General features: G+C 41.6%; 33 protein-coding genes and 1 pseudogene. 7 read left to right on the top strand and 27 right to left on the bottom strand.

The window, feature by feature from the left end:
- The first annotated feature begins 19 nt into the window (after window positions 1-19).
- Window positions 20-1,015: an acryloyl-CoA reductase gene (locus ACDZ28_RS20505; RefSeq protein WP_375102639.1), complete on the top strand. Its 996-nt coding sequence runs from the start codon at window positions 20-22 to the stop codon at window positions 1,013-1,015.
- A gap of 305 nt (window positions 1,016-1,320) precedes the next feature.
- Here the strand turns inward: ACDZ28_RS20505 and ACDZ28_RS20500 are convergent.
- Window positions 1,321-1,908, bottom strand: a pseudogene (locus ACDZ28_RS20500) (cupin domain-containing protein); the annotation flags it as partial.
- Window positions 1,909-2,082: 174 nt separating this feature from the next.
- On the opposite strand from ACDZ28_RS20500, the gene ACDZ28_RS20495 reads away from it, so the two are divergent.
- Window positions 2,083-2,940, top strand: a complete 858-nt coding sequence (locus ACDZ28_RS20495; protein ID WP_375102638.1) for an alpha/beta hydrolase — start codon at window positions 2,083-2,085, stop codon at window positions 2,938-2,940.
- 237 nt (window positions 2,941-3,177) lie between these two features.
- Here ACDZ28_RS20495 and ACDZ28_RS20490 read toward each other — a convergent pair whose 3' ends face one another.
- Complete coding sequence (locus tag ACDZ28_RS20490) at window positions 3,178-3,672, bottom strand: hypothetical protein (RefSeq protein WP_375102637.1); 495 nt, start codon at window positions 3,670-3,672, stop codon at window positions 3,178-3,180.
- 258 nt (window positions 3,673-3,930) lie between these two features.
- On the opposite strand from ACDZ28_RS20490, the gene ACDZ28_RS20485 reads away from it, so the two are divergent.
- Window positions 3,931-4,137, top strand: coding sequence for an excalibur calcium-binding domain-containing protein (locus ACDZ28_RS20485; RefSeq protein ID WP_231574261.1), 207 nt, complete (start codon window positions 3,931-3,933; stop codon window positions 4,135-4,137).
- A gap of 7 nt (window positions 4,138-4,144) precedes the next feature.
- On the opposite strand, the gene fetB is transcribed toward ACDZ28_RS20485, so the two are convergent.
- The 5 genes from fetB to ACDZ28_RS20460 all read right to left on the bottom strand — a co-directional run bounded on the left by fetB (window position 4,145) and on the right by ACDZ28_RS20460 (window position 9,047).
- Window positions 4,145-4,903, bottom strand: coding sequence for an iron export ABC transporter permease subunit FetB (gene fetB, locus ACDZ28_RS20480; protein ID WP_375102636.1), 759 nt, complete (start codon window positions 4,901-4,903; stop codon window positions 4,145-4,147).
- Window positions 4,900-5,649 (bottom strand): ATP-binding cassette domain-containing protein, encoded by a 750-nt coding sequence (locus ACDZ28_RS20475; RefSeq protein WP_375102635.1) that lies wholly within the window; start codon window positions 5,647-5,649, stop codon window positions 4,900-4,902. Before ACDZ28_RS20475 ends, fetB begins: the two co-directional genes overlap by 4 nt.
- A gap of 113 nt (window positions 5,650-5,762) precedes the next feature.
- On the bottom strand, window positions 5,763-7,388 hold the full coding sequence (locus ACDZ28_RS20470; protein ID WP_375102634.1) for a glycoside hydrolase family 9 protein: 1,626 nt from the start codon (window positions 7,386-7,388) through the stop codon (window positions 5,763-5,765).
- A 167-nt stretch (window positions 7,389-7,555) separates the two neighbouring features.
- Complete coding sequence (locus ACDZ28_RS20465; RefSeq protein WP_042126617.1) at window positions 7,556-8,305, bottom strand: GTP pyrophosphokinase family protein; 750 nt, start codon at window positions 8,303-8,305, stop codon at window positions 7,556-7,558.
- A 163-nt stretch (window positions 8,306-8,468) separates the two neighbouring features.
- Window positions 8,469-9,047 carry a TIGR00730 family Rossman fold protein gene (locus tag ACDZ28_RS20460; RefSeq protein WP_042126615.1) on the bottom strand — a complete coding sequence of 193 codons (579 nt, stop codon included), beginning with the start codon at window positions 9,045-9,047 and terminating at the stop codon, window positions 8,469-8,471.
- A gap of 97 nt (window positions 9,048-9,144) precedes the next feature.
- Here ACDZ28_RS20460 and ACDZ28_RS20455 point away from each other — a divergent pair, with 97 nt between their 5' ends.
- Window positions 9,145-9,462, top strand: a complete 318-nt coding sequence (locus tag ACDZ28_RS20455; protein ID WP_076121906.1) for a MazG nucleotide pyrophosphohydrolase domain-containing protein — start codon at window positions 9,145-9,147, stop codon at window positions 9,460-9,462.
- A gap of 68 nt (window positions 9,463-9,530) precedes the next feature.
- On the opposite strand, the gene ACDZ28_RS20450 is transcribed toward ACDZ28_RS20455, so the two are convergent.
- The 3 genes from ACDZ28_RS20450 to lepB all read right to left on the bottom strand — a co-directional run bounded on the left by ACDZ28_RS20450 (window position 9,531) and on the right by lepB (window position 12,313).
- Window positions 9,531-10,391, bottom strand: coding sequence for an alpha/beta fold hydrolase (locus ACDZ28_RS20450; RefSeq protein WP_375102633.1), 861 nt, complete (start codon window positions 10,389-10,391; stop codon window positions 9,531-9,533).
- A 260-nt stretch (window positions 10,392-10,651) separates the two neighbouring features.
- On the bottom strand, window positions 10,652-11,689 hold the full coding sequence (locus tag ACDZ28_RS20445) for an HD-GYP domain-containing protein (RefSeq protein ID WP_375102632.1): 1,038 nt from the start codon (window positions 11,687-11,689) through the stop codon (window positions 10,652-10,654).
- Between the two features lie 126 nt (window positions 11,690-11,815).
- Entirely contained in the window at window positions 11,816-12,313 is a 498-nt protein-coding gene (gene lepB / locus ACDZ28_RS20440) for a signal peptidase I (RefSeq protein ID WP_042126605.1), read from the bottom strand.
- A gap of 207 nt (window positions 12,314-12,520) precedes the next feature.
- On the opposite strand from lepB, the gene ACDZ28_RS20435 reads away from it, so the two are divergent.
- The gene (locus ACDZ28_RS20435) at window positions 12,521-13,459 is read left to right on the top strand and encodes an alpha/beta hydrolase (RefSeq protein WP_375105383.1); all 939 of its coding nucleotides are present in this window, start codon (window positions 12,521-12,523) and stop codon (window positions 13,457-13,459) included.
- 133 nt (window positions 13,460-13,592) lie between these two features.
- Here ACDZ28_RS20435 and ACDZ28_RS20430 read toward each other — a convergent pair whose 3' ends face one another.
- Window positions 13,593-13,994, bottom strand: coding sequence for a DUF4265 domain-containing protein (locus ACDZ28_RS20430; RefSeq protein ID WP_042126603.1), 402 nt, complete (start codon window positions 13,992-13,994; stop codon window positions 13,593-13,595).
- A gap of 368 nt (window positions 13,995-14,362) precedes the next feature.
- The gene (locus ACDZ28_RS20425; RefSeq protein ID WP_375102631.1) at window positions 14,363-15,220 is read right to left on the bottom strand and encodes an SDR family oxidoreductase; all 858 of its coding nucleotides are present in this window, start codon (window positions 15,218-15,220) and stop codon (window positions 14,363-14,365) included.
- Between the two features lie 197 nt (window positions 15,221-15,417).
- On the opposite strand from ACDZ28_RS20425, the gene ACDZ28_RS20420 reads away from it, so the two are divergent.
- Entirely contained in the window at window positions 15,418-16,194 is a 777-nt protein-coding gene (locus tag ACDZ28_RS20420; protein WP_375102630.1) for a hypothetical protein, read from the top strand.
- Window positions 16,195-16,214: 20 nt separating this feature from the next.
- Here the strand turns inward: ACDZ28_RS20420 and ACDZ28_RS20415 are convergent, their stop codons facing one another.
- The 13 genes from ACDZ28_RS20415 to ACDZ28_RS20355 form a co-directional block, all read right to left on the bottom strand.
- Window positions 16,215-17,006, bottom strand: coding sequence for a lipid II flippase Amj family protein (locus tag ACDZ28_RS20415; RefSeq protein ID WP_042126599.1), 792 nt, complete (start codon window positions 17,004-17,006; stop codon window positions 16,215-16,217).
- 26 nt (window positions 17,007-17,032) lie between these two features.
- Window positions 17,033-17,443: a DUF2809 domain-containing protein gene (locus ACDZ28_RS20410; RefSeq protein ID WP_375102629.1), complete on the bottom strand. Its 411-nt coding sequence runs from the start codon at window positions 17,441-17,443 to the stop codon at window positions 17,033-17,035.
- A 9-nt stretch (window positions 17,444-17,452) separates the two neighbouring features.
- Complete coding sequence (locus ACDZ28_RS20405; RefSeq protein ID WP_375102628.1) at window positions 17,453-17,878, bottom strand: hypothetical protein; 426 nt, start codon at window positions 17,876-17,878, stop codon at window positions 17,453-17,455.
- On the bottom strand, window positions 17,875-18,462 hold the full coding sequence (locus tag ACDZ28_RS20400; RefSeq protein WP_375102627.1) for a histidine phosphatase family protein: 588 nt from the start codon (window positions 18,460-18,462) through the stop codon (window positions 17,875-17,877). Before ACDZ28_RS20400 ends, ACDZ28_RS20405 begins: the two co-directional genes overlap by 4 nt.
- 18 nt (window positions 18,463-18,480) lie before the next feature.
- Complete coding sequence (locus ACDZ28_RS20395) at window positions 18,481-18,954, bottom strand: NUDIX domain-containing protein (RefSeq protein ID WP_042132081.1); 474 nt, start codon at window positions 18,952-18,954, stop codon at window positions 18,481-18,483.
- A gap of 210 nt (window positions 18,955-19,164) precedes the next feature.
- Window positions 19,165-19,344 (bottom strand): hypothetical protein, encoded by a 180-nt coding sequence (locus ACDZ28_RS20390; RefSeq protein ID WP_375102626.1) that lies wholly within the window; start codon window positions 19,342-19,344, stop codon window positions 19,165-19,167.
- Window positions 19,345-19,372: 28 nt separating this feature from the next.
- On the bottom strand, window positions 19,373-19,837 hold the full coding sequence (locus ACDZ28_RS20385; RefSeq protein ID WP_341112088.1) for a DUF523 domain-containing protein: 465 nt from the start codon (window positions 19,835-19,837) through the stop codon (window positions 19,373-19,375).
- 147 nt (window positions 19,838-19,984) lie between these two features.
- Window positions 19,985-20,551: a putative ABC transporter permease gene (locus ACDZ28_RS20380; protein ID WP_375102625.1), complete on the bottom strand. Its 567-nt coding sequence runs from the start codon at window positions 20,549-20,551 to the stop codon at window positions 19,985-19,987.
- A gap of 162 nt (window positions 20,552-20,713) precedes the next feature.
- Window positions 20,714-20,902, bottom strand: a complete 189-nt coding sequence (locus tag ACDZ28_RS20375; protein WP_042126591.1) for a hypothetical protein — start codon at window positions 20,900-20,902, stop codon at window positions 20,714-20,716.
- A 177-nt stretch (window positions 20,903-21,079) separates the two neighbouring features.
- Window positions 21,080-21,259: a hypothetical protein gene (locus ACDZ28_RS20370; RefSeq protein ID WP_042126589.1), complete on the bottom strand. Its 180-nt coding sequence runs from the start codon at window positions 21,257-21,259 to the stop codon at window positions 21,080-21,082.
- Window positions 21,260-21,350: 91 nt separating this feature from the next.
- Window positions 21,351-22,037 carry an LrgB family protein gene (locus tag ACDZ28_RS20365; RefSeq protein ID WP_042126588.1) on the bottom strand — a complete coding sequence of 229 codons (687 nt, stop codon included), beginning with the start codon at window positions 22,035-22,037 and terminating at the stop codon, window positions 21,351-21,353.
- On the bottom strand, window positions 22,037-22,447 hold the full coding sequence (locus ACDZ28_RS20360; protein WP_042126587.1) for a CidA/LrgA family holin-like protein: 411 nt from the start codon (window positions 22,445-22,447) through the stop codon (window positions 22,037-22,039). Before ACDZ28_RS20360 ends, ACDZ28_RS20365 begins: the two co-directional genes overlap by 1 nt.
- Before the next feature lie 210 nt (window positions 22,448-22,657).
- The gene (locus tag ACDZ28_RS20355; RefSeq protein ID WP_375102624.1) at window positions 22,658-23,332 is read right to left on the bottom strand and encodes an NAD(P)H-dependent oxidoreductase; all 675 of its coding nucleotides are present in this window, start codon (window positions 23,330-23,332) and stop codon (window positions 22,658-22,660) included.
- A 150-nt stretch (window positions 23,333-23,482) separates the two neighbouring features.
- Between ACDZ28_RS20355 and ACDZ28_RS20350 the strand changes: the two genes are divergently transcribed.
- Entirely contained in the window at window positions 23,483-23,875 is a 393-nt protein-coding gene (locus ACDZ28_RS20350) for a helix-turn-helix domain-containing protein (RefSeq protein WP_042126583.1), read from the top strand.
- 16 nt (window positions 23,876-23,891) lie between these two features.
- Here the strand turns inward: ACDZ28_RS20350 and ACDZ28_RS20345 are convergent, their stop codons facing one another.
- Together ACDZ28_RS20345 and ACDZ28_RS20340 are read right to left on the bottom strand one after the other, a co-directional pair.
- Window positions 23,892-24,269, bottom strand: a complete 378-nt coding sequence (locus ACDZ28_RS20345) for a YkvA family protein (protein ID WP_375102623.1) — start codon at window positions 24,267-24,269, stop codon at window positions 23,892-23,894.
- 111 nt (window positions 24,270-24,380) lie between these two features.
- Window positions 24,381-25,019, bottom strand: coding sequence for a Vat family streptogramin A O-acetyltransferase (locus tag ACDZ28_RS20340; RefSeq protein WP_375102622.1), 639 nt, complete (start codon window positions 25,017-25,019; stop codon window positions 24,381-24,383).
- Window positions 25,020-25,072: the final 53 nt, after the last annotated feature.

The following is a 25,072-nucleotide window of genomic DNA, read 5'->3' as shown; positions in this document are numbered from 1 at the left end:
GTTGAAGGAGCTTACACTTATGACAGAATCATTTCAAGCACTGGTTGTCGACAAAACAGAATCATCATTCTCCGTCGCTGTTAAGCCGGTTACCTTAGAAGAACTACCCGCAGGAGAAGTTGTAATTAAGGTTGCATACTCCAGTGTGAACTATAAAGACGGACTAGCCAGTATCCCAAACGGAAAGATTTTAAGATCCTACCCTTTTATTCCTGGCATCGACTTATCCGGTATTGTGGTGTCTTCCACAGACGAGCGGTTTCATGAAGGTCAGCAAGTCATTGCGACAGGGTATGGTATTGGCGTGTCTCACTTTGGAGGATATAGCGAATACGCATGTATTCCTGCTGCTTGGATCACCCCGCTCCCGGAAGGACTTACACTAAGAGAAGCTATGATCTATGGTACCGCTGGACTGACGGCTGGCTTGTCCATTCAAGCACTGGAGGACAACGGCATAGTACCAGACAAAGGTAAAGTCCTCGTAACTGGAGCGACCGGCGGTGTAGGTGGATCTGCTATCGCTATGCTTAGCACAAAGGGCTATAGCGTTGTGGCCAGTACTGGTAATGCCGAAGCTAACGATTATCTAAAAGGTCTTGGTGCGGAAGAAGTCATTTCACGCAGAGAGGTTACTGGCAGTTCGACCAAGCCTTTAGAGAAACAGCAATGGCAGGCTGCTGTAGATTCCGTTGGGGGTAACTCACTTGCCGCGATTTTGAGTAAAATCTCCTACAGAGGTTCTGTTGCAGCAAGCGGCTTGACCGGCGGCACTTCTGTTCCGACTACTGTCCTTCCGTTTATTCTTCGGGGAGTTAATCTGCTAGGCATTGATTCCGTAGAGTGCCCTGCTTCGCTTCGTGAAAAGGTGTGGACACGGATGGCAACTGATCTGAAGCCTGCACAGCTTGAGAACCTTGTAGATCGTGAAGTAACCTTAAATGAATTGCCGCAGGCATTGAATGATATTCTGCAAGGAAACACACGAGGAAGAGTGCTTGTCCGTATTTCTTAAGCCATAACAAGTAGACCTCCCGAGAAATGATCTCGGGAGGTCTTTTGTAGTTACTCTTGATTATTTGAATATTGATAATTCGGTTGTTGTTGTACATAAGGCTGTTGACGATAGTGCTGTTCATAGCCTTGCGTGTAGTATCCTTGCATCGGGTAAGGCTGGTAATTAAATGCTTGCGTCGCTGGAGGCATTTGTGAAGAGATGGGAATGGGTTGAGCTTGCATATGAGCGTATGGCTGCATGTTCGGATGCATGTGTGGGTGCATATTCGGTTGCATGTTCGGTTTCATATTTGCATGCATATTCATATTTGGAGCCATATTTGGAGCCATATTGCTAACTCCCTTTACTTTATCTTCCTCACAGCAGTCGGCAGGTGGGCCGATAAAGGTTCCAGGTTTAATAGGCGCTAAGGCTTCCTTTACCAAGGCTTCGTTCAAACAGTAAGTATGAGCTAATACATTCGCCGGAGTTTTGCTTAGAATATCCGAACCTAAGATAACCTCAGGAATAGGTGCGTCAAAAATCGCGAGCAAATGAGTATTATCGGCCGTTGCTACTTCATAATGCCACCAGCCTTGCGGGACATTTGCCACTTGACCTGGACAAATTGGGAAATGCAAAAGTTCATTTGTAAACGGATTGATTAAGGACACTACCGCTGAACCGCAGATACAATAGACAAGCTCTGCCGCATTTTGATGATAATGTGGCTCTACCACATTCGATTTACTAAGAAAAATATCAAGGAGCGAAGTATTCTCCAGTGTGTTCAACTGCTTAACGGACAGCAAATTAATAAAGTTGTTGGCATCCTTTTTAAAGAGAGTATTAGTGTTCACATCAAAAGTAAATTCTGTATCTGGGGACGTGTAGTCCATGTATGAAGTCACTGATTATTCCTACCCTTCTGTTACTATATTTTTTTGAATTCCCTAACAACAAGATATGCGTTTGCCTATGCCTGGGTGCCGGAGATTCACTGACTCCATTTAAAATTCATCTTTCACTGTTAAACAGGGCACCCTCTATAGTGTTAAAATCTCACACTACACAGGAGGCAAAGTATGAAATCGATTCACACTAAAATAGTTTTAGCGTTATGTATTACGCTTTTCACCATGATGGGCATGCAATCTATGAATCAACTCTCCACTGTTGCAGCCGCTGACCACAAATCCTCTTCCAAACAGACTCCATTAACCTTTGTTCTGATCCATGGATCTTGGGCTACAGCAGGCTTTTGGGATGAAACTGCAGCCGAGCTCCGCAAATTAGGGCACACCGTCTACACGCCGGAATATGCCGGACACGGTGCGGATAAGAATAATAACGTAACGCATGAGCAAATCACAAAGTCCGTTGTTGACTATATCAAACAAAAAGACTTGAAGAATTTTATTCTCCTTGGACATAGCTTTGGAGGGTCAGTCATCCAAACAGTTTCCCAGCAAGTCCCTGATCGGATCAAACGGATCGTGTTCTTCGATGCCTTCGCGCCGCTAGACGGACAAAGTGTGGCGGATCAGTTTCCGGCAGATACGCTTAAAGCCTTTGAACAGCTTAAAGATGCATCCGGCAATAACACCATCACACTCCCTTTCCCGCTCTTTCGGGATACATTCGTCAACACTGCAAGTCTTGCGCAAGCACAAGCCTTTTATAAACAAGCACCGCCTGAACCGGCTACCCCACTATTTGAAAAGCTAGATCTCAAGAAATTCTACAGCCTCCAAATCCCTAAAAGTTATCTTTATCTGACGGAAGACACGGCTATCCCACAAGGTCGATATGGATTTCATCCGACTCAGTCCAGTCATTTAGGCGTCTTTCGCTTCATAGAGGGTAAAGGAGATCATATGACCACTGTCAGAACCGAGCCAAAAATGATGGCGGAATTAATGGTCAAGGCGGGAAGAGACTAGAAAATAGCAAATCAGCGAAGCTATCGGACTCAGATGCAGCTGTTCACCCAAAATTGCTCTAATAATGCGAATTGAAGGAGAGTAAGAGTTATACGGTCCGCAATAATCGAGTGAAGCGATACTTTTTGTATAGCCCCCAGCGTACACTGATTGTTTATGCTTTCGAATCTTATAAAAAAGAGCAAGCGTACGGGAATGTTCCCTATTACGCTTGCTCTTTTCCAATTCTCCATACTTTTAAGGATTCGGTTTCACGCCGGTAATCACCCAGCTATTATGATCTTTAACAAGTGAGATCGTCAGAAGCATGGATGGTTCCGGACCATTTGAGGTCGCGGAATCTATGCGCATTTCTATAACCTCTGAATTTGGGTTAATTACTGTTTCTTTAGTAACCTCGTATTTTGTGATCCATGGGCTGGATACGCCAGTTACCCAGTTCAGTTCAACAAACTGCGGATACATAACCTTTTTGAGTTCTTTGGAAAAGATCGAATATTGAATCGATGCATTCCGGTGCTGTAAACCGAACCCGTATAACTCAGCTGCTTGAAATGCAGTTGGTAATAAGATTCGTTTAGACTCCGGGGCTGGCAAAGGCATGGCTGAGAGCAGCTTTCCATTAGAATGAAACACCGTTCCGGTGTCAGGTGCACCTATTGCGATTCCCGGCAGAAGCAATACACCTGCGATCAGGGTAGCCGCCAATTTCTTTTTACTAATCAGAATCACCTCATAGAAAGCTTTTCACCTCATGTGAATTGAATTCTAATTATTCCCCGTTATCGCTAATTTCTATGTATCTTAACAACAATAATTATGTCACTTTCCACTTCCCAAGTGCCATTTCTATAGTATTATATTCCTAGGCCTAGTGCATAAACGAAAGTACTAGCTTGAATTTTTCATCCAAAGGAGATGTTTCCCTTGAAAAAAACGATAAGTATATGCGTAGCAACAGGGCTGCTACTCACTTTATCCATCGGTACCATGAGCACGGTAAACGCTGAATCCAAAGCCAAAACTTACAAGAACTGCACTGAATTAAATAAAGATTACAAAGGCGGTGTTGCTCTTTCCAGTTCAACTAAGAACAAGGGCGGCAAAACAAAATATAAACCCTATGTATCCAAAGAGCTCTATAATGCCAACAAAAAAAGCGACCGTGACAATGACGGAATCGCTTGTGAGAAATAAAATTCTATTATAGTTCTACCGTTTGCTTAAGCCGTAGGTCCGGTGTGAAAAAGAGCCGGTAGCTCATTACACTAAGCAGTATACTTGTTATGGCCGCAGAAGCGGTGAATGAGAACACAATCAGAATCTGGTAGCGGACTGCGATTACTGGATCAGCACCTGCAATAATCATACCCGTCATCATCCCTGGAAGCTGGACTAGGCCTACTGTCTTCATTCCGTCTATGGTTGGGATCATACTGAATTTCACAGATCTTTTTCTAACTTCATGGATCGCCTGTGGAACCGTTGCACCGAGTGACAGCAGGGTCTCGATTTCCCCTTTGCTCTGCTGTATTTCGTGCTTGATGTGGTTAATGAACAACCCAGAGACAACCATGGCGCTGCCAATGGTCATACCACTAATCGGAATGATATATTGTGGAGTCGCCTCAATAATATGTAAGCCAAGCAGAATGCCCATCATCAGAAGTTCCATAGAGGCGATCGCAAGTCCAATTCTCCAGACTAATCCATGTAGTCCCTTCCCTCTTTTCGCTGCATTCCATGCGGCAACACTTATCATGAAGATAATAATCAAAATGACGTAGATCATCTGATCGGTTTTAAAAATAAATTGCAGCACATATCCGACCGCTAGCAATTGAATCGCCGACCTTATGGTACCTACAATAATATCTTTTTCCAGTCCGAGCTTTTGCCATACTGAGACTAACATCGTCCCTAACACAAACAGAAGCGTAAAACTCAGTGCAGTATAACTCATAATAATGACGCTCCTTCTAACGGTCGAATAAACCTTTTGGCCAAAGCTTCCGCAGATTCAGCAAAAAAAGATTCACTCAAGTGTTGTTCCAGCTTACCATTACCCATAAACCATGTGGTAGTGCTTATTCGGCTAGCCTGTTTAAGGTCATGAGTCACCCATATCATTGAAGTTCCTTCTTCTTTATGCCACTGTACTAGCAGATCCTCAACCCTTTGAGTACTGTCAATGTCTAGTGATGCTGTGATTTCATCGAGTAATAGAACATTAGGTCGCAGCAGCAATGACCGAATTAGGGAAATCCGCTGCTTCTCACCGCCAGAGCAATCTGCCGCTTTTTTACTTAAATCCAATTGATCCAGCCCTAGCTGCTCCAATAGTCGCTGTACTAGTTTAAGGTCATACGGTCTGTCATGCAGCTTACTGACGGTTCTTAGGTTATCCTCCACACTGCCAGGCAACATAACCGCTTGTTGAGCCACAAACCCTACTTTCATTCTCCACAGCCTTGAATCCATGCTTTTGAATGAAGTGCCATTAACAAGCATATCCCCTTCATCCGGAGCATCCAACAGAGCCATTATTCTAAGCAGTGTGCTTTTACCTTGACCTGAGGCGCCGATCAAAGCGATCCGGTCCGATTCAGTTATTTCTGCGGAGATGTCCGAGAATAGATATTTCGAAGCCTGTTCGCTGCTTTTCCAGTTCAGTTTTGCAATTCCTTGAATTTCAAAAATACGGCCCAATGCCTTACCTCCTATTGCCACACGTACAAATTACATACCACCACGTATTATAGCATTTTAACATAAAAAAAGAGAAAGGCATCTCCTCTAAGAGACACGCCTTCCCCTTCAATTTATTGATTAAATCGAGCTGTAACGAACACTGCCGGTGAATTCCAATAGATCGTTACTTCATTCGTAGAGTAGCTAAGTTCGTGATCTACAAAACACTGAGCGGCTGGTTTGCCTTGCAGATGTTCTACTACATATTCATCATGGAGCCCACGATCTGGCCCCCCAGACACTAGACCCGGGACTGGATCAGCCACATGATCACCAACAGATGGACGATGGTGTGGATGTTTCACAGGACGATCGCCATATCCGGTAACATAACTGATATCAAGTACATTACGCCCCATCAGATAGTGTAAATGATCTAGCGCACAGTCCGCAAAACTCGAATCACCACTAAAATATTCAGCTGCAAGCAGCAGCATTGCGTTATTCATTACGAGCATGTTACTTCCCCAAATGTAATCCTCCTCTTTCAAGGAGATTCTAAAACCATCCTTACGACTCACTTCTGCTAAACGTTCCGCTTCAGCTATAAGCCCTTTTTTTAAAGATGTATACAAAGTTCGGTCTGCTTGCTCCTCACCCTTTAACAGGTACGCAAGCGTCCCATAGCCGCCCATATCTGCCCAGCCTAAACTGTATTTCGGAAATTCTAGCTTTACTAGTTGCAGAACAGCTTGATGGTATTCTTCATTCCCCGTCGTACGATATAACTCCGCTGCTGCCCAATAGCGCTCATCCTTATCGATCCCATCCCCGTATTCTCCAGTGCTAATTTCAAGTGGATTCGTGAAGCCGGGTACGTCTGGATGTTGAACAAGCCACTCCCAAGCTAGTGTTGCTGCAGCCAGACATCTCTTCGCATAGGCTGAGTCAAATGGCTCATACACTCTTGCAGCCATGGCCATGACTCCAGCAAAATCTCCCGTGGCAGTAGCTGATACCGGTGAGAAATATAGATCCGCTGTGTCATCCTCAGGCATTACATCCAGGTCGGGGAAGTTCAATGTAGTTAATTTATGGTAGACTCCACCTGTTTTATGGTCCTGCATTTTAAACAACCAATCCAGCTCCACTTTGCATTCCAGCAGTATATCTGGCGTATGCCCGTCACTTTCAGGGATCGGAATAGCGCTTACAAAAGCGGATGGATATAATTCATAGGCTAGCAAAAGATCAGCGATGGCCTTTGCTCCGGGTCCACTATATTTTCCATAATCACCTGCATCATGCCAGCCTCCAGAACAGTCCAGTCGAAGATCTGTTTGTCCATATACAATTCCCTCTGCTGTATGACATGCTTTATGCTTCCAATCTCCAGCATACTCTTCCGTTAACTCAACCCCGCAGCGATAATAATAAAAGGCCTTCAGCAAGCCCTGTTGAAGCTCATGATAAGGTTTATCTGAGATTATAAATGATGCCGAAGCTATCCCCTCAGCCTGCTCAATCCGGTATCTACCTGTAGCACTAACCTCAGAAAAAACACCTGTATGTACAGTTACTCCGCTTGCCTCATCAAACCGTTCTGCACCCGATACCCCTTCGAATACTACATCACCACTGTCCACATTAACGATCCTAAAGTCATGTCCAGAACCAGAAAATACCGCAATCTTTTCTCCATCCACCGGATATCCAATTTGATTAACAGTAATGGTTCGGAGTGTACGCTCGCTCATCTTCATTCTCCTTCATATCAATTTGATGAAGCTGATGATTACAAGTTATAAGTCTCTCTTTCAAGTTGAGAATACTCTATTTTAGTTATCCCTGGCAATGATGTATACAAGAAAAAACCTAGAGCTAATCCGAAACGAAACGGATAACCCTAGGAAATAAACACAGCTTATTTGCCGTCAAGCAATTTAATAAAGTTAGCTGGAAGTGTGAATTGCTTATTATGAACCACTATACGGCGAAGCTCCTCCTCGAAGGAGCTAAGATCATCTTCATCATCGTCTTTGATTTCCTTTATATCTCGGTGCAGACGCTCCATTTGTAGATCAAGGGCATGAGCGGCATCCGCAGCATTTTTCAGCTCACGTGTCATACTCTCTGGTACCGATTTATTATATTTATAGAAAATTTTATGTTCGAGACTTGCCCAGAAATCCATAGCAATGGTACGAATTTGTACCTCAACGCAAACTAGCTCCTGACGATCTGACATAAATACTGGTACTTGAATCAGCAAATGCAAACTTTGATATCCGTTAGGCTTGGGATTCTTAATATAATCCTTCACTTCAAGAACCGTTAAGTCGTCCTGCTTTTGAAGCATTTCACTAACATGATAAATATCTGAGATAAAAGAACAGGTAATCCGCAAACCAGCAATGTCTTTAATACAATTTCGCACTGAGTTCAGTGATAATTCGCCATTTTTGCGCAGCATTTTGTTCATAATACTCTCTGGAGACTTGATCCGCGATTTGGTATGTTCAATCGGGCTGTAATCATGAAGTGATTGAAACTCCTGTTTCAGGATCTCAATCTTCGTCTCCATCTCATCCAATGCAAATTTATAAATCAACATAAAACGGGTAACCTCGTGCTTTAGCTTTTTAAATTGTTCGATTTGATTCTCGGGGGTCATAATCCATTTCTCCTCTTGTAGCGATTCTCTATATTTATCATAGCCAATCCACTAGTGAAATTCAAATTCAGTGGATTTCACTTATTAATTTAGAGAAGACAGCAAGATTAACCTACCGCCATTTTTCAAACTCATGTTGTCTTAAGAATACGCTTGAACTTTTCTAGTTAAGCTGTTTCCACTTTTGTTCTAAAGTCTGGGGAATATAACCCTCCAGTAACGTTAAGAGCTCCTGCGGCTCATCTGATAGGTTTAGCAGACTGAGATGTGAAGCATTAGAGAATCCCTCGTTAATGCTATGTTGAATTAAATTCATCAGAGGGTCAAAGTAATGCCTGATATTTAGAACACCCACCGGTTTCTTATGGATACCAATTTGTGACCAGCACAAAACCTCAAACAGCTCTTCATACGTCCCAAAACCACCGGGTAATGCAATAAAACCATCCGCCAATTCTCCCATTTTTGCTTTACGTCCATGCATATCTTCTACTTCTATCAACTGCGTTAATTCTCTATGTACCATCTCTCCATTAAACAACCCCCTAGGCATAACCCCGATCACCTCACCTCCACCTTTCAACACAGCATTGGCGACTTCACCCATTAATCCGATTCTGGACCCCCCGTAAATTAAGCGATAATTATTCATCGCCATGTAGTTTCCAAGTTCAACAGCTTTATCCTTATATTCCTCATGTACCCCTAAATTCGACCCTGCAAAAACGCAAATTGATTTCAAATCCTCATCCCCAAACTATATATTGATAATAACCGACATCTAATATACTATATGTTGGTGAATAAATCATGTTAAAGATTAAGGAGTGCTACATAATATGGAGATCAATGAAGTGCAGAAATGGATAAAAAGCTTTTATGGGCAAAGAGGCTGGGCCGATTACGGTCCTTTTATAAGGGTTGGATTTCTTATGGAAGAAACCGGTGAGGTTGCACGGGCAGTACGGTCCTATGAAATCGGAAGAGATCGTCCAGATGAATCTACCCCTCCACCAGAGCAACTGAGAAACGACTTGATTGAGGAAATCGGAGATGTGCTAGGAAATATCGCATTGTTAGCCGATTTGTATGGCATCACTTTAGAAGAGGCATTTACTGCACATAAAGAAAAATTAGTGAAACGATTTAATTCCTAAGTAGATGTAGAAAAAGGGCTACAATCGGCATCACCGATTTGTAACCCTTTTTATCTATTTAAACCTCGTTAAGCTTTACCGCTTAGAGTATGATTCGAAATAGCTTTAATTATGGTTTCCCAATCATCAGGGTGAACTTCGTGACCAGTTCCTTCTAGAGTTAGTATTGACACATTAGGAATTTCTTCGGCAAGCGCCAAGCCATGCTCTAAAGGAAGTACGCTGTCTTCTGTACCGTGGATAACTAATGTAGAAACTACGATATTTTTCGCCTTACCTTCGTAGTCATCTACCCCTGTTAGAAGAGCATGATTAAACATGCTGAGTAAGTTGTTGGCACGTTTTATTTCCATCCTAACTTGTTTATACGCTCTTTTCTCATCGAATTTATGTTTTGAACCACAAAGTATGCTCGAACCGGAAACCAAGTAATCTGCTACCGCTTCTTCATCTGACCAATCCAGAGTAGCTCCATCCGCATGAAAAGCGAGAATCCTCTCATCCATTGGAGGCAAGTTCCGATCATTATCATCAGATTCAAAAATACTAGATGCGATCAATGTTAAGGTTAGAACTTTCTGAGGATGGCGAATAGCAAGAACTTGTGCAATCATACCCCCTAAGGACATCCCCACGATATTTGCCTGTTCTATATTATAAGCGTCAAGTAACCCAGCAGCATCATCGGCCATATCAAGCACTGTATAATTGGAACTCCCAGGTTCATAAACAACAGAACGTCCCACATCCCGATTATCATATCTAATAACGTATCGTCCTGTATCCGCTAATCGTTGACAAAACTCCTCATCCCAAAAAACCATAGAACATGTGGCACCCATAATCAGTAATATTGCAGGATTGCTGGAGTCTCCAAAACTCTCCGAACATAGTTCAATACCGTTTACTTTAAATATCTTTTCGCTCATTGTTAATCCTCATTTCATTCGAATTTGGTAATCAAAGATTGCACACTTAAATAAGACCGGTCACATTTTAAAATAAATGGATGATGGTATCATTGAATTGTACATCGATTTAACGCAAACGAATGAACTTGATAATCACGATAAGCACTCTCCTACTCGTTACTATGGGTTTTGAACCCAGCTTCGATTATAACACAAAAAGACTATCTCTCGATCTTAGCGACCAAGTGGATAGCCTAATTTTGCAACGAAATTATTCATTAAATAAATACTTCTTCAACAGTCAAATTACGCTCCTTGGATAAATCCCTAAACGTAGTTTCATCTACTTTCACTAACGGCTTAAAAATGTCCAAAGGATTATTCATAATAATCGTACCTTGCTCTCCATTGCTAAGCTGAACATTTTTACCTACAAAGTTCGGCAATAAATGTCCAATCAAAGCTTGTACCGCATTTCCATTCAGTTTACCAAAGCCTAGCTCATGCACCTTTCGCAGAACGGTTATTAGCCCCTGTTTTGGTTGATTCGCTCTTGTTGAGGTCATCCCAACGTAAACATTAGCGACAGCCACGATCAGTGTATACGGGTGCAGGTCCGTCTTACGAAGCATATTAGGATAACCTGTCCCATCCTCAAATTCATGATGCTGAAGCGCCACCAGTGCAGTCTTCTCGTCATTCATAGATTTAAGAATAATATCGTATCCATATGTAGTATGACGTTTCAGTTCTTCCGTTTCCTCAGAGGTTAAGTTTCCTGCCTTATTCAAGATAGAAGGGTCGATCTGACTTTTTCCTATGTCGTGTAGATACCCAGCCCGGCTAATCTCGTAACGTTCTTCTTTGGTATAACCTAACCAAGTCGCTATGTAAAAAGATAACAGTCCGACCTGCAAAGAATGATTGTATGTACCAACGTCCTCCCGCTCAAGCAACAGTAATAAGGACACTACATCCTTATGCTCATCCATTTTTTCCAGCAAGGGCTGCAGCGTAAGATCTACATCTGACTGCGTGAAACTGCCCTTGCTGAGTGCTTCTAGAAAAATAGACTCATAGTTTTGGATCACAAGATCAAAATTTCCATTCAGACTTTGCTCCAAATTCATCCCTTCATTATCCATCGCTATGCTGCGAGGTTCAATATCGACATAATCGATACGATGTCTCATCAGGAGGGTGATTTCTTCTTTGTAGACAATGGTCCCCTTCGGGAGCACATGTAGGCCAACACTATTGAAAGTGTCCATCATAAGACAATCGCCATGTTTTAGATCTGTGACATGAGCTTTCAAAATTCAGCACCCTTCCTATGTATAGGTATATTTTACCTTAAGGATAGCTAAATTCTTCCAAAGTCACAATATGGTTAAAGTCTCATTAACGCTCATAATTAGTTCAAAAGACCCCTGCGGCTTCACCTAAAAAGGAATACTAAAGTCCGCGATCACTTTTCCGATCAACTGATCCTTCGCTACAAAAGGAGTAGCCCAAAGATGAGCATCATAGCTTATATTCCGGTTATCTCCGAGAAAAAAGTAATGGTCCGCCGGAACCGTAACGGGTCCAAAAGTATAGTCCATCCGCTCATTAAGATAGGGCTCATTGATCTCCGTTCCGTTTCTGTAAAGTGCTCCATCTTTAATTTCAATTGTATCGCCTGGCAGCCCTATCAACCGCTTCACATATCTTTTATTCTCATCGCCTGCTACCGGCGGCGTAAACACAACGATATCTCCATGATCAAGTGTGGTCATCCATAACATTTTTTCAACGATTAGTCGGTCATTAATTTCAATTGTAGGGATCATAGAGCCCGTGGGAACCTTCATGGCTTCAGCAACATAAGTTCTTACAAACAAAGAAATGACCACTGCGATAGCAATACTAGGCAAATATTGTTTGATAAATTTCAACATAATCGCTCACCTCATATTCATTTTATAGACTCTTTGATCGGTGCTGTAGCTTTTTTCGCTCATTCATATTCAGTTCATATTGTCGTCATGTAGGGTTCACCTTCATCGGGTAAGCTTTCTTTGGCGAGTCTTTAGGATAGCCAGAATAACTGATGAGGACAGGTGAAGATACGCGTGAAACCAAAAGAAGAAGCTACGAAAAAAAGGATGAATAAACCGCTTCGAATTACACTTATTTCCTTAGGGGCTTTAGCTACCGCAATAGTACTTTTTCTAGTGACTGTTTTTGTCGCTAATATTTTCTTCAATAAATCGGACCAAGCTAGAATAAAACCTTATGGTCAGTCTGTAAGCGTCGATGGTAAAAATATGAATGTTTTGATTCAAGGACAAGGCGAAGAGACAGTCGTGCTCTTACCAGGTTATGGAACGGTGGCACCGGGACTTGATTTTAAGCTGCTGATAGATGAACTATCTCCATTTTACAAAGTTGTCGTGATCGAGCCTTTCGGTTATGGATTAAGTGATAGAACTGAAAAAGAACGAACCACGGAAAATATTGTAAGTGAAATTCATGAAGCTGTAAAGCAGCTTAAGATTGACCGTTATATTCTAATGGCACACTCTATTTCCGGTATGTACAGTTTGAATTATGTGAACAAATATCCAAACGAAGTGAGTGCATTTGTCGGGATTGATAACAGTATTCCAACGGAAGACAGAATAGGTGTTAAAATACCAACAGGAAAATTAAAACTACTTAGAAAATCAGGATTGGGCAGATTGTTATTTAAATCAAGTGGAAATCCCTATGCTGAATTGCCGTTTGATGATGAAACTAAAGAACAATTGAGATTGCTTACGCTTAGAAACACTTATAATTACACTAACTTAAATGAAGTGGAACATATGTCTTCTAATTATAAAGGGGCTCTAAATTCAACTTTTCCAAAGGATATTCCCCTTTTGCTCTTTGTACAAGGGGATGATACTCTCTTAAAAGATTGGATATCATTGCATGAAGAGCAAGTCAAAAATTCCGTACAAGGAAAATTGGTAAAACTTGATGCAGGACATTATCTACACCATACCAAATCAAAAGAAATCGCCGCAAATTTTAAGACATTTATGAAAGAAATAAAATAAGTATAGATTGTATCGCTCAGATTGTCTAAACCGTTTCACCTATTCTCCATGCTGCTGCATCATGTGCAAGCTTCCTTGCATTTCATGCCGCAGTATTTTTTCTTTTTCATACTTCGTTTATATTTAAGTACCTTCACTTCTCAAACCGCTCAATGATTCGATTCATTTCCCCATCCACATCAATCAAAGTATTCTTAGGAATATGAATGACTATCAAACCACCAAAGATTTGTTCACATTTCCCTTCATTATCCGTGATCCGTTGTTTAAAAGCAGAAATGGCTGCTGAATCAACAGCTTCTTTACTGAGGAGCCAGGCGTACCTTTTAAAATGAGATTTCTGTACCGTTTCCTGATAATAAAAGATTCCTTGTTCTTCCTTCACTCGTATAATATCACCCATTGTAACACCTGGATTAAAAATCGGCGTCTCTTCGATGCGGTATTTATCTTTACCAACTGGAGTTACATCAAGGATTTCAATTTCACGGCCTGCTGGATCGAAACAAATATGCAGTCCTGACGAATCTAGCATCGGCACACCTCAATTCTTATCAAAGTCTGATCTTGATGATTCTAAATAACACAAAACACAATAAATACATTAAGCTTGTAACCCCAAACAATCTGAAGATACCTGGCGTCAAAAACATATACAGACTGTAGGGAAAACTCCAAATAAAGGCGAGAAGCATGAGAAGACTTCTGTTTAAAGAGATGCCTATCGCTAGTAATCCGGCCGGCAACACCAGCATTACCATACTCATTATAATACTGGATTGATTCGTAACCTCAGCATAAGGATTAATGAATATAAATATAAACCATAAAAAAACGGTCATCAAACTGGATACATATCCAATGAGTTTAATGATTGTTAAGTTTATGGATTGCTCCATTCCATCACCTCAATTCTTTCGCAATAATTCTCTCCAGCCATTTCCACGGGAGCAGCGTTTTGCCTAAGATCAAGATCCGGGTGCCTTTGCCGATAGGGTACCGAAGCCTTGGTGACTTCATTTCAGTAATACGACCGATAAGATCTGCGACTTGACTTGGATCTGGTGCAGTTTCAGCGGTATGTTTGGAATATCGTAGCACTGCATCCAGACGTTTTCTGTAAGGAGAATCCTCGCTTCGACGGATTTGTTCTATTCCCTTTCCCCAAATCGGGGTACGGAAAGAGCCAGGTTCAATTAATACTACACGTATTCCATAAGGAGACATTTCATGACGCAGACTTTCACTGAATCCTTCTACTGCAAATTTGGAAGCTGCATATGGAGCATACCCCGGAAACCCGGACAACCCGCTTATACTCCCCACATTAATAATCGTACCACTTCTCTGTTCTCGCATCACTGGCAGCACAGCTTTTGTCACCGCCACTAATCCGAAAAAATTCGTCTCCATTTGCTGGCGCCATTCCTCCATAGTTATCTCTTCTATGAAGCCGCCTATAGCAAAACCTGCATTGTTAACCAGAACATCAATTCTTCCAAATGTATCATGCACTGAGGATATAGTCGCCTCTATAGAATCACTATCAGTTACATCCATAGTCATGAAATGAAGCTGCTTTAAGAGCCCTGCTTGCTCTGCCTGCTGTTCAAGCTCACCTTTACGACTCAAATCGCGCATGGTTGCTACAACTTTGAATCCCTGTCCAGCTAGTTTGAGGGCTGTGAGCAGTCCAAATCCACTAGAAGTTCCGGTTATTAAGGCCACTCGATCCTGCATTCGATCTAGATGTGAATTCATATTTGACTCTCCTTATGTTTCATTATTCCAAAAAGCAAACTAACGTTCTATTTCGGGGTTGACTATCCATTAATTTCAAGTTATAGTGATTACATCATTTATATTCTGTGCGGGAGAAGCACCTCGCAAGACAGGCAATCATGCCTATCTTGGAGGTGCTTTTTTGCGCGCATAAACTAATTAAGGAGCTGAAACGATTGATAATTCACAAATTTAGTTGTTTTAAAAGGTTCGTCCAATTCATCCTTGTAGTAGCTCTCCTCATTAGCAACCTTCCGATGGCTGCTGCAGATACAGATTGGGATTCTGCGTTAAATGACATTAACGGTCTCCATGGTAATTATACCTCTCTTCAAGCTGCCCTCAAGTCTGATAGCTCAAAAATCCAGATGCTGCGTAAGCAGAACAATGAAACACTGAAATCTATTCACACTGTCATAGAGTCAACAGATAAGGCTCTGCTGAGTCGTTTATCTTCTGAAGCCACAACTGTTCAAAAGAAGCACGCTCCCCTCCTGGAACAATACAGTACACTCAGTAAGCAGTCTGCTGCAGCGAAGAAAGCTAAAGACTTTAAGACCGCCACTCTCCTTGACCTGAGACGCAATAAGCTCAAGGCTGCGGTAACCATAGCTAGAACTGAAATCAAAGCAAAGACAGACGCGTTGGCAACCGCTCGTAAGCAAACCGCTACTAAGCTCAAACCTATCAAAGATGCGCTGGCACCGATCACAGCTTTGAAGAAGCAAATTACCGCCGAGAGTAAAAATATCACTGCAGCACAGAAAGTTCGATCAGAAGCAGATAAACACTACAAATCGGCTGTAAAACAAGGAGATGCGATTACAGCAGCAACAGAATTGAGAGCATCCTATGATCAAATGATACGAGTTCATGCCATGCAGCAAAATATTTACAGCTGGGAGCAGAAGATAGCACTAGCTTTGCGCGCCGCAGAATCTAAGCTTCCATAAGTAGACCGGTTCGCCATTCCTTAAATCAGTTTTACCAGTAAACTGATGAATCCGGCTGCGGGCTCGATCAGCAATTGGGCTAGCAATGTCCCTAGAAATCTGGAGCCCATCAAGACGACATATATTTTTCCAAGCTGGTTGCGATATTCTATATTTTCAGTAGCCTTATGAGTAATAAGACCAAGCTGTGGGTCGATAAATACGGTGAGCAATATGGTTGCTAATCCGTTAATTAGTCCAGAAGCTTGAGAGGCAGTAGTGCTGAATTCAGGAACTAACTTGGCAGCATACAGGGAAGCCAATACGCCGACCGTATAGAATGCTGTAACAAAAACATTCATGACAATAAACCGTTTAGGAATTCCAAGGTATCTGAAGTTGTATAGATTCACTTTTGGTTTTCTTATGTATTTTCTTGTATTCTTTAACTGCCCAATGGTTACGCTCGTAAGCAGCTTGGGAATAGAACCTTCGATCTCTAGCTTAGATATGATTCTACCAAAAAGACCCACAAAGGTAGGAAACACGGCAATTGCAATTAAAGTGCCTAATGATGAAGCTAACAGAATAATTCTCAAATAATTAATAAGCGGAAAATCAGGATGCAATTTGGCGTAGTCTACGAATTTAGCCGTCAGTGGAGCTTGAATCATGTTTGCGGTTCTTGACACGAGAACAATAATGCCTGTCAGAGACAAAGCAATAGCTATCTTATTCAGCTTCACTCCGGCGTATCTTACCGAATACGATAAGGTTTCTGCGGTATGAATAATCATTGTAAGCAAGCATACTACAATCAAACTATTAACCATTTGTAGGTTCATCTCCAATGAGAAAGCTATTTATCTACTCGATACTGTTTTGGGTGAAAGTACTGATCCAATCCATAAGAAATTAAAATTCCAACGCCATATCTAACAAGGTCAACCCATAGGAACCCTTTTCCGAGAATTAATCCACCGAGTACAGTAGCCCGGATGCTATTGATCCACTCCGCTTGATATAGCTGGCTGAATTCTATGCCGAAGCTAAACATCAGACTCCACATAAAAGCAATCCATAGCTTCCTGTTCACTAGTAGTACGCGAAACATAAAGTAAACCATGCTGCCCCAAAGTGCGTCTCCAAAATGTCTCGATACAAACAAAGGCAGATGTTCCGAGAATACTCTAGAGCTTAAACCCAGTGCAATAACAATTAGGCAGATGCATCCATAAAAAAGTCTTTCTTTCAGAGCATTAACTCTCATTTCCATCCTCTATCCAGCGTCTGACTTGAAGTTTATGCTTGCGATAATATTAATGATCACGATATAAAACGGATAAATAATCATGGCCCCTATTATGATCAGTCCTGTTACCGGTGCTGGTTTATCCGCAGCTTCTGTAATCGGGAACCATGTTGCAAATAAATTAACGAACAGAAACAAATAGGGATACCACAGGATCGCAGTGAAATATTTGGATTTTCTACCGTTCAAATATTTTTTTGTAATCCAAACAAACCCTATAGAAGAAAATATAAATAATACAAGCATGAAGATAAGCAGCAAGTTATCCACTTTACCCAGCTCCAAGCCCGAAATTCTACTGATTCGATAAATATTCACTAGTAGCCCTATGACGACAAACAACATAAAGGCATAAAATGCGCTTAATACATTGAGCTTAATAAAATATCTCATTTACTCAGCGCTTCGGGATTCCACATTCGTTCCACACTACTAAGCTCTAATTCATCAAATTCCAACTTATAAATATCTGGTTTGGAAGTCTGTTCAAAGAACCCATAACCATACTCTTTATTGAAGTAATTCAGGATAATGGTCATAATATTACCGTGCGTACCAAGTGCGATTTTACTGCCTTTATTTTGCCGAATCAATTCTTTTATGATTGGAATCGCACGCTCTTGAGCTTCCTGAGTACTCTCTCCATCCGGCATTTTATATTGTAAGTCTGTGAATGAGGTCCGTATTCCCTGAAGATATTCTTGTTCACTGATCTCAATCTCCATGCTTGCGATAGCTCTTTCTCTAAGCTCCTCATATAGCTCAATCTCATGATCCGAAGCCTCAGCCAAATACTTAACCGTATCTATGGCTCGTCTATAAGGACTGGAGATAAAATGTGTGATCTCCTCTTCCGCCAATATTTCTTTAATTCTATAAGCATCCTCATGCCCTTTATCAGATAATCCTCGTTCCCTTTCATCTCCAAGCACAAAAGGTGATACTGCGTGCCTAATCATATAAATAAAAGTCTTCATGAGTAACTCCTCTCCTGCTTATTCAAATATCGTTTTTGCTGCCTCACGGTCTTTCTTGAAGATCTCCACTGGATAGGGAATGGCCATCTCGGGCAGCTCACTCTCTTTAAAGAACTTAAATTCCTCGACTTCTCCATCCATTGCTCTCAGCGTTCCACGGATAATAGAACACTCAAATACGATGACTGTATATTCCACCTGGTCTCCATTGTTATATTCGTATCTATATTTCCCTCCACCAAAAACCCCAAGAATGGAAGTAGGATTTACCATTAATCCAGTCTCTTCATATACTTCTCTGCGCAAAGTTCTTCCCGGACGTTCCCCTGGCTCGATGGCTCCTGCTGGCAATCCCCACAAGGACTCTTCAGGTTTTCGGATAAATAGAATATCATCTTCTTTATTTCTTATTACTGCAGCTACGGAGGGCATCATTAATAACTCTGATCCCACTTTTCCTCGGATTTCCTGATAATACTCAGACATCGGCACGCTATTCATCCATCCTTTCACACCGTTTAGTAGAACATCATCCTATTTTCCTCCAGCTTCCCAAAAACCCACATTATGTATATATTAGACATCTCTGTGATGGAATCCTTTAGATTCGGCAATATGCTTAGCGTGGAACAAAAAAAGCTTCCGAACGGCTCAATAGTTTCTGAGGTCCGGAAGCAGTTACAATGAGGTGAGACTTTGAACTTAATGTTTCCCTTTGTAGCCGGCAAGCTGTACGATCATGATGACAAGAACGAGCAATGAAATGAGCTGATCAATACTCATCTGCGTCCGCCTCCAATCCCAAATAAAGGATGGCTCTTCGGACGGCAATTCCTCTCCCAAGGACACTGCTTCGTTTCCCTTATACACATTATGTAGCATGAGTTCCATTTATGACTTTAAGAATGACTTACCCATCCATCCGGGCTAGTTCTTTCTCCACTTCATCTAGTTGATCTTCACCGAACACCTTAAACCCATTCTGCCGTAATAACTCCGTAGTTGTACCTTCTCCTGACATCTTCGTATCCATAAATGTTCCATCATAAATATACAGACTACCACAAGAAGGACTATCCTGTTTCAAAATTGCTAAAGCAACTTGATGTTCTGTAGCCAGCTTCAGCGTTGCTTGAGCACCTTTCATAAAGGGTTCTGTAACATCTGCACCTGCACCCGTCACTACCCGCTCACCTTGCCGCTGAGCATCGGGGCGAGGCGTTGGTAAACCACCGACTACCTCAGGACAAATATGGACAAAACGTCCTTCCTCATACCACTTCAGGAAACGGGCATCTAGACACGGCACATCACCATTATCATAACGTACTTTATGTCCTAACAGACATGCGCTTACTAGAATCTTCCCTGTCATCGTTATCTCCACCAGTCCGTCTAGTATTTAATATATGGCTATATTATTTACGACACAAAACTGATATGCAAGATTGAGAGGCTTGTCCTTGAAATGTTTGTGCTTCATACACAAAAGAATGCTCACAATGTCCATATAGAACTCAGTTTAATCTTGATATTGGGGGCTCTTTTCACTCCGATACCGACTCCAGCAAGTCCATAATAAATCCGCCATAAGGTAAAGACCCGCCAAAGGAAATATAATTGCCCAAACATTTTGGACAAGAGAATATAAACGCTCCATAAATGGCTGAATCCCATACACACAAGCTACCGATAACGCCCACCAATATAGAGAGAAACGAAGGCAAATATGCCCTTGCAGTTGATAAGACATTTCTGAATAATCCCACCATTGCTTTTGAAACACGCTCTTCAGCAACCAACCACTTATATATTCAACAGCTGAAGGGATGACTAACGCTAGAAGGAGGAACATTGGGAAAGGCAGAGTTAAGTCTCTGGCAATCAGTAGAAGCAGTGGTGCGAATCCATACATGGGCTTAAAGGGACCTTTTAGAAACCCCTCTTTGCGAAAGCTTCCATTGCTATATAAGTTATATGTACCTTCCAATACCCAACCTAAAAAAGAGTAGACCATAAAATAAAAAAAATACTGACCCGCCACTGCCATCGCAGTATCTCCGCTTGAAGAAAATATAGAAGTCATCATGTTTATACACCGCTCCTAGTTGTCATTATTTTCTTAAATATCCATCCGGCCCTATTATGCCTTAATCCTTCAGAAGATATGCACGCAAAAAAGACATAACCCAAGGGTTATGTCTTCATTACAAAATATAAAGAGTGAAGCGGATTCTCTATCCTTCCACGCTTATGGTTTAAGCTGTTCTTCAGGATTCTGAGCCGGTATCAGCGGCTGATTGTTGTCTTGTTTCTTTAACGTATCCGTCGTAATTTCACTACGCACGCCAAAGTTTGAACCATACTTTTTCTCAAAGTTGCCTGCTAGCGCCTCACCGCGTTTTTGCCGATATCGGCTGTTCTCATTCCGACTACGCATTTCATTTCCTCCCTGCTACAAGAATGGCTGAGATCTGTGAAATTTGCGAAAATGCTACTAAGAACTTGGAGAAAACTCTCTGATGAGGTTGTACCTGAATTCATTATACAATAATTGCTAAAATGATCTCAAGAAAAACAGACTGCCCAATGAAGGACAGCCTGTCTTCCGAATCATTTAGTCCAAATCGTTAGGAAGCGGATCAGGATGCGAGGACTCTGCAGGCTTGGCTACCCAATCGTCTGCTTCTGGCTCGATGTCCACACCATTCTCCATCTTCTTAATTTCAGCTAATGAATCGCCGTCTTTATTTTCCTTGTTGCGGATTTCCGCTTCATCTTGAGAATAATCTGACATGTGAAATCCTCCTCAGGTGCTTTGCTTTATTTGTTCCTTAGTTATAGTTACCCGATGGAGTGTTTTGCAAACATAGTAACGATGAATGAATTTAAGGGTACATGATCCAAGCTACCAGCGGACCGATACATGAACCGACAATAGCACAAACGGTCATCGCTACGGAGCTCATTGAAACTGACTTTTCACCGTATTCCAGCGCCTTTGCAGTTCCTAGCGCATGAGAGCCAGTACCTAAACCGATTCCAATGCCGATCTCACTTCTTATCTTAAACAGCTTTATGATGAAAGGACCGCCAATCGCGCCCGTAAATCCGGCAATCATTACAAATACAGAAGTTAGCGAAGAATCCCCACCTAAACCATTTGAGATCTGTATCGCTACAGGCGTTGTGATGGATTTTGGCAATATGGACAGAACATACATTTCAGAGAATCCTAGGCCAGCTGCTAAAAGCAAACCACTAAACATCCCTAATAACAGACCTACAATCGCTCCCCCAAGGATGGCCGGGAGGTTCTCCACTAATACATTACGTTGCTTATACAATGGGTAAGCTAGCGCTACAACAGCTGGACCGAGCAGCTTATTAATCCACTGACCGCCTATCATATATGTATCATATGGAATATTAAAATATAAAAGTATGGCTACAACAAGGGCTGTTGCTGTTAACGCGGGAATCAGTACAGGAAAGCGAAAACGTCTATATATTACGGACATCATCAAATAAATAGCAACATTAAGCAGGACAATTCCTGTCGCGATAAAAAACATTATATTTCCTTCCCCTCTTTGCCTAAGCTCTTGCTGCTCCAGCCCGCTCTGCTCTTGCCTTTCAAGGTTGAAAGCCATTGACTGGTATGTGCTGCCGCTGCAATTGTGAGGACGCTGCTAACGATAAGAATCAGGATTAATAGCAAACCTCTTCCACTGAAAATATCCATGTGCTTCACGATCCCAGCCGTCGCTGGAATAAAAAATAACGGAAGGTAAGCTAATATTGTTGTTGCACCCTCTTCAATCCATTTCACAGGTACGATCTTGAATAACAATAAAACAAAGAGCAGCAGTAATCCGACGATACTCCCGGAAACGGGGAGATGCAGCTGCTTTTGCAGAAAGTCTCCAGCCAAATAGAATAAATAAAGCACGAACACTTGAATAATAATGCGAATGATTTTCATGATGCAGGATCCCTTCATTATTAAATTAACTCGGTAAAGCTTAAAAATAGGTCACCTTAATAAGAGTATCAGAGTTTTCATGAAAATTTCAATTACTTTTCGAATCTTGTAAGAAATAAACAAAAATAACCTGCATGATCTCCAGAACGCCGGAGACTTTGCAGGTTAGGTCTGTTCATTATGCAGCTCAAGAATGAGATTCCAGCTTAATTAAACCCACTGAACGACTTGCTCAGCGACTTGTCTTGTTTTGCCACGTGGTTCATTCAAACGATATCCAAAGGCTACCATACAGGAGATTCCGAAATGCTCAGCATCCATAATCCCCTCTTCTGCAAGGAGCTGCTCAATCTTTGTTTTATCAAAACCTTCCATTGGGCAAGAATCGATTCCGATTAAAGCTGCTGATGTCATCATATTACCAAGGGCTATATAACTCTGCCGACAGCTCCATTCGAACATTGCACGTTCATTCTCCATCAATCCGAAATCAACCTTCAAGAACTTATCGTACATATTACCTTTCCCTTCCCTCACTTCTGGAGGTAGCTCCTGCACATGCTCCATGACCCCTTTAATATAATCTGAATCAGCAGCCATATCTTTAGGAAGACGTGAGAGAATCAATACAAAATGACTTGCGGTTGGCAATTGCTTTTGTGCTCCCCAAGCATGAGCACGTAATTTCTCGCGAATTTCTGGACTTTGTACTACGACAAAACGCCAAGGCTCGAATCCGAATGAGCTTGGTGACAGACGTCCTGTTTCTAGAATAAACTGAAAGTCTGACTCACTTATTTTTTTATGACTATCAAATTCTTTAGTTGCATGTCTGAACTGGTAGGCAGACAGGATTTCATTCTTGTTTAGAGACAAAGTATCCATGAGTCACACTCCCTTTACTTGGTTAGAATCGACGACCATTTGACTGTTTGCCGATCACATGCTTAATATTAGAATATATATTACTTCTTTAAAAGTACGCACATTAATGTTATGTAGTATACAAAATGATACCATGGGAGTTGATCGGCAATGCGTGACCGAAAAGGTGGCTTCGGAAATTACCCTGACAGCAATAAGGAAGCTTGCCCTGTGGAATTTACGCTTGATGTTATAGGAGGGAAATGGAAGGGCATTCTCATCTATCACTTGATCGATGGAACGAAACGTTTTAACGAATTCCGCCGAATCTGCCCAGGCATTACTCAACGTATGCTGACCCTGCAGCTTAGAGAGCTGGAAGAAGATGGGGTTGTTCACCGCGAGGTTTACCATCAGGTTCCCCCGAAAGTTGAATACTCGTTAACTGAATTTGGTGAGACACTCATTCCCATTATAAAACTCATGAAAGACTGGGGCGAGGTTTACAAAACAAAACAGCTTCCCATAGAAAGCTGTCCTGAAGGTACAGATATTACGGTGTAGCTCACAGCTGCACCTTTTATTTTCCATCATTAAAAAACGCTTCAGCCTTTTCCTTATGTTCGTTGGTTACTTGACCGGATATCGCTTTAATACCTGCTGCAATGATCGCTGCATCATCTGTAAATCCAAGGCCGAGAATCGCATCTGGTATCGCATCTATAGGAGAAATAAAATAAGCCAATGCACCGAAAGCAATTCCTTTTGCCCACAAAGGGGTCTTCGCATCGACGGCACAATAATACATCGCGATAGCATCTTTAGTAAATGGGATCTTCCCTGCAAACTTTTTAGTTTTTGTCCAAAAATTCCGAGTTACCAATTCCTCATTTTTTTTGTTGTATGGAAACCTCTCTGCTGTGAGCTCCGCAGTGTTCATGTCATCATCTTTCTTCATTAAATTGTCCCTCCGTAAGGTTCATATGAAGTACATACTGTCAGTATACCCTCAGCTATAATATATCTCTCTTAAATAAACTATAGCTTGTTCTATGAAACTTACACAATATCATTTGATTTCTTTAATTTTATTCAAATCACTGCTGCATAACGCTTCAAGATTATTAAAGATTCGCTCGGCATCCCAATCCCACCACTTAATCCCTTCAAGATATTCGATCAATTCAGCATCAAAGCGCTGTCTAATCACTTTACAGGGATTTCCTCCAGCCACACTATAAGCCGGGATATCTTTCACAACCGTTGAATTAGCCGCGATGACCGCTCCATTTCCAATATGTACACCAGGCATAACCGTAACATTCTGCCCAATCCACACATCGTTACCGATCACTGTATCTCCTTTATAAGGTAGATCTGATAGTTCTGGAGCTGCATGCTCCCAGCCATTAGCCATAATATTAAAAGGATAGGTCGTAACCGAATTCATTCGATGGTTCGCGCCATTCATGATAAATTCAACGCCTTTGGCAATCGCGCAGAACTTCCCGATAATAAGCTTATCGCCAATAAAATCATAATGATGCGTCACATGCTCCTCAAACTTTTCTGGACCGTTTATATCATCATAATACGTATAATCGCCAACCAGAATATTGTTTCTAGTAATCACATTTTTGATGTAACAGATGCTTTTGATCTGTTCATTTGGATAGAGTGCATTCGGATTCGGTCCATATTTCTCCATAGTAACGCCTCTCTCTCTTTTTGATAAAACATAGCAGAGATCGGAAGCCTTTT

Origin of the sequence: Paenibacillus sp. RS8 (assembly GCF_041956825.1) — a bacterium.
Lineage (GTDB): Bacteria > Bacillota > Bacilli > Paenibacillales > Paenibacillaceae > Paenibacillus_AQ.
The sequence above is the reverse complement of the archived record's forward strand: the minus strand, read 5'-3'. Positions and strand labels throughout refer to the sequence as shown.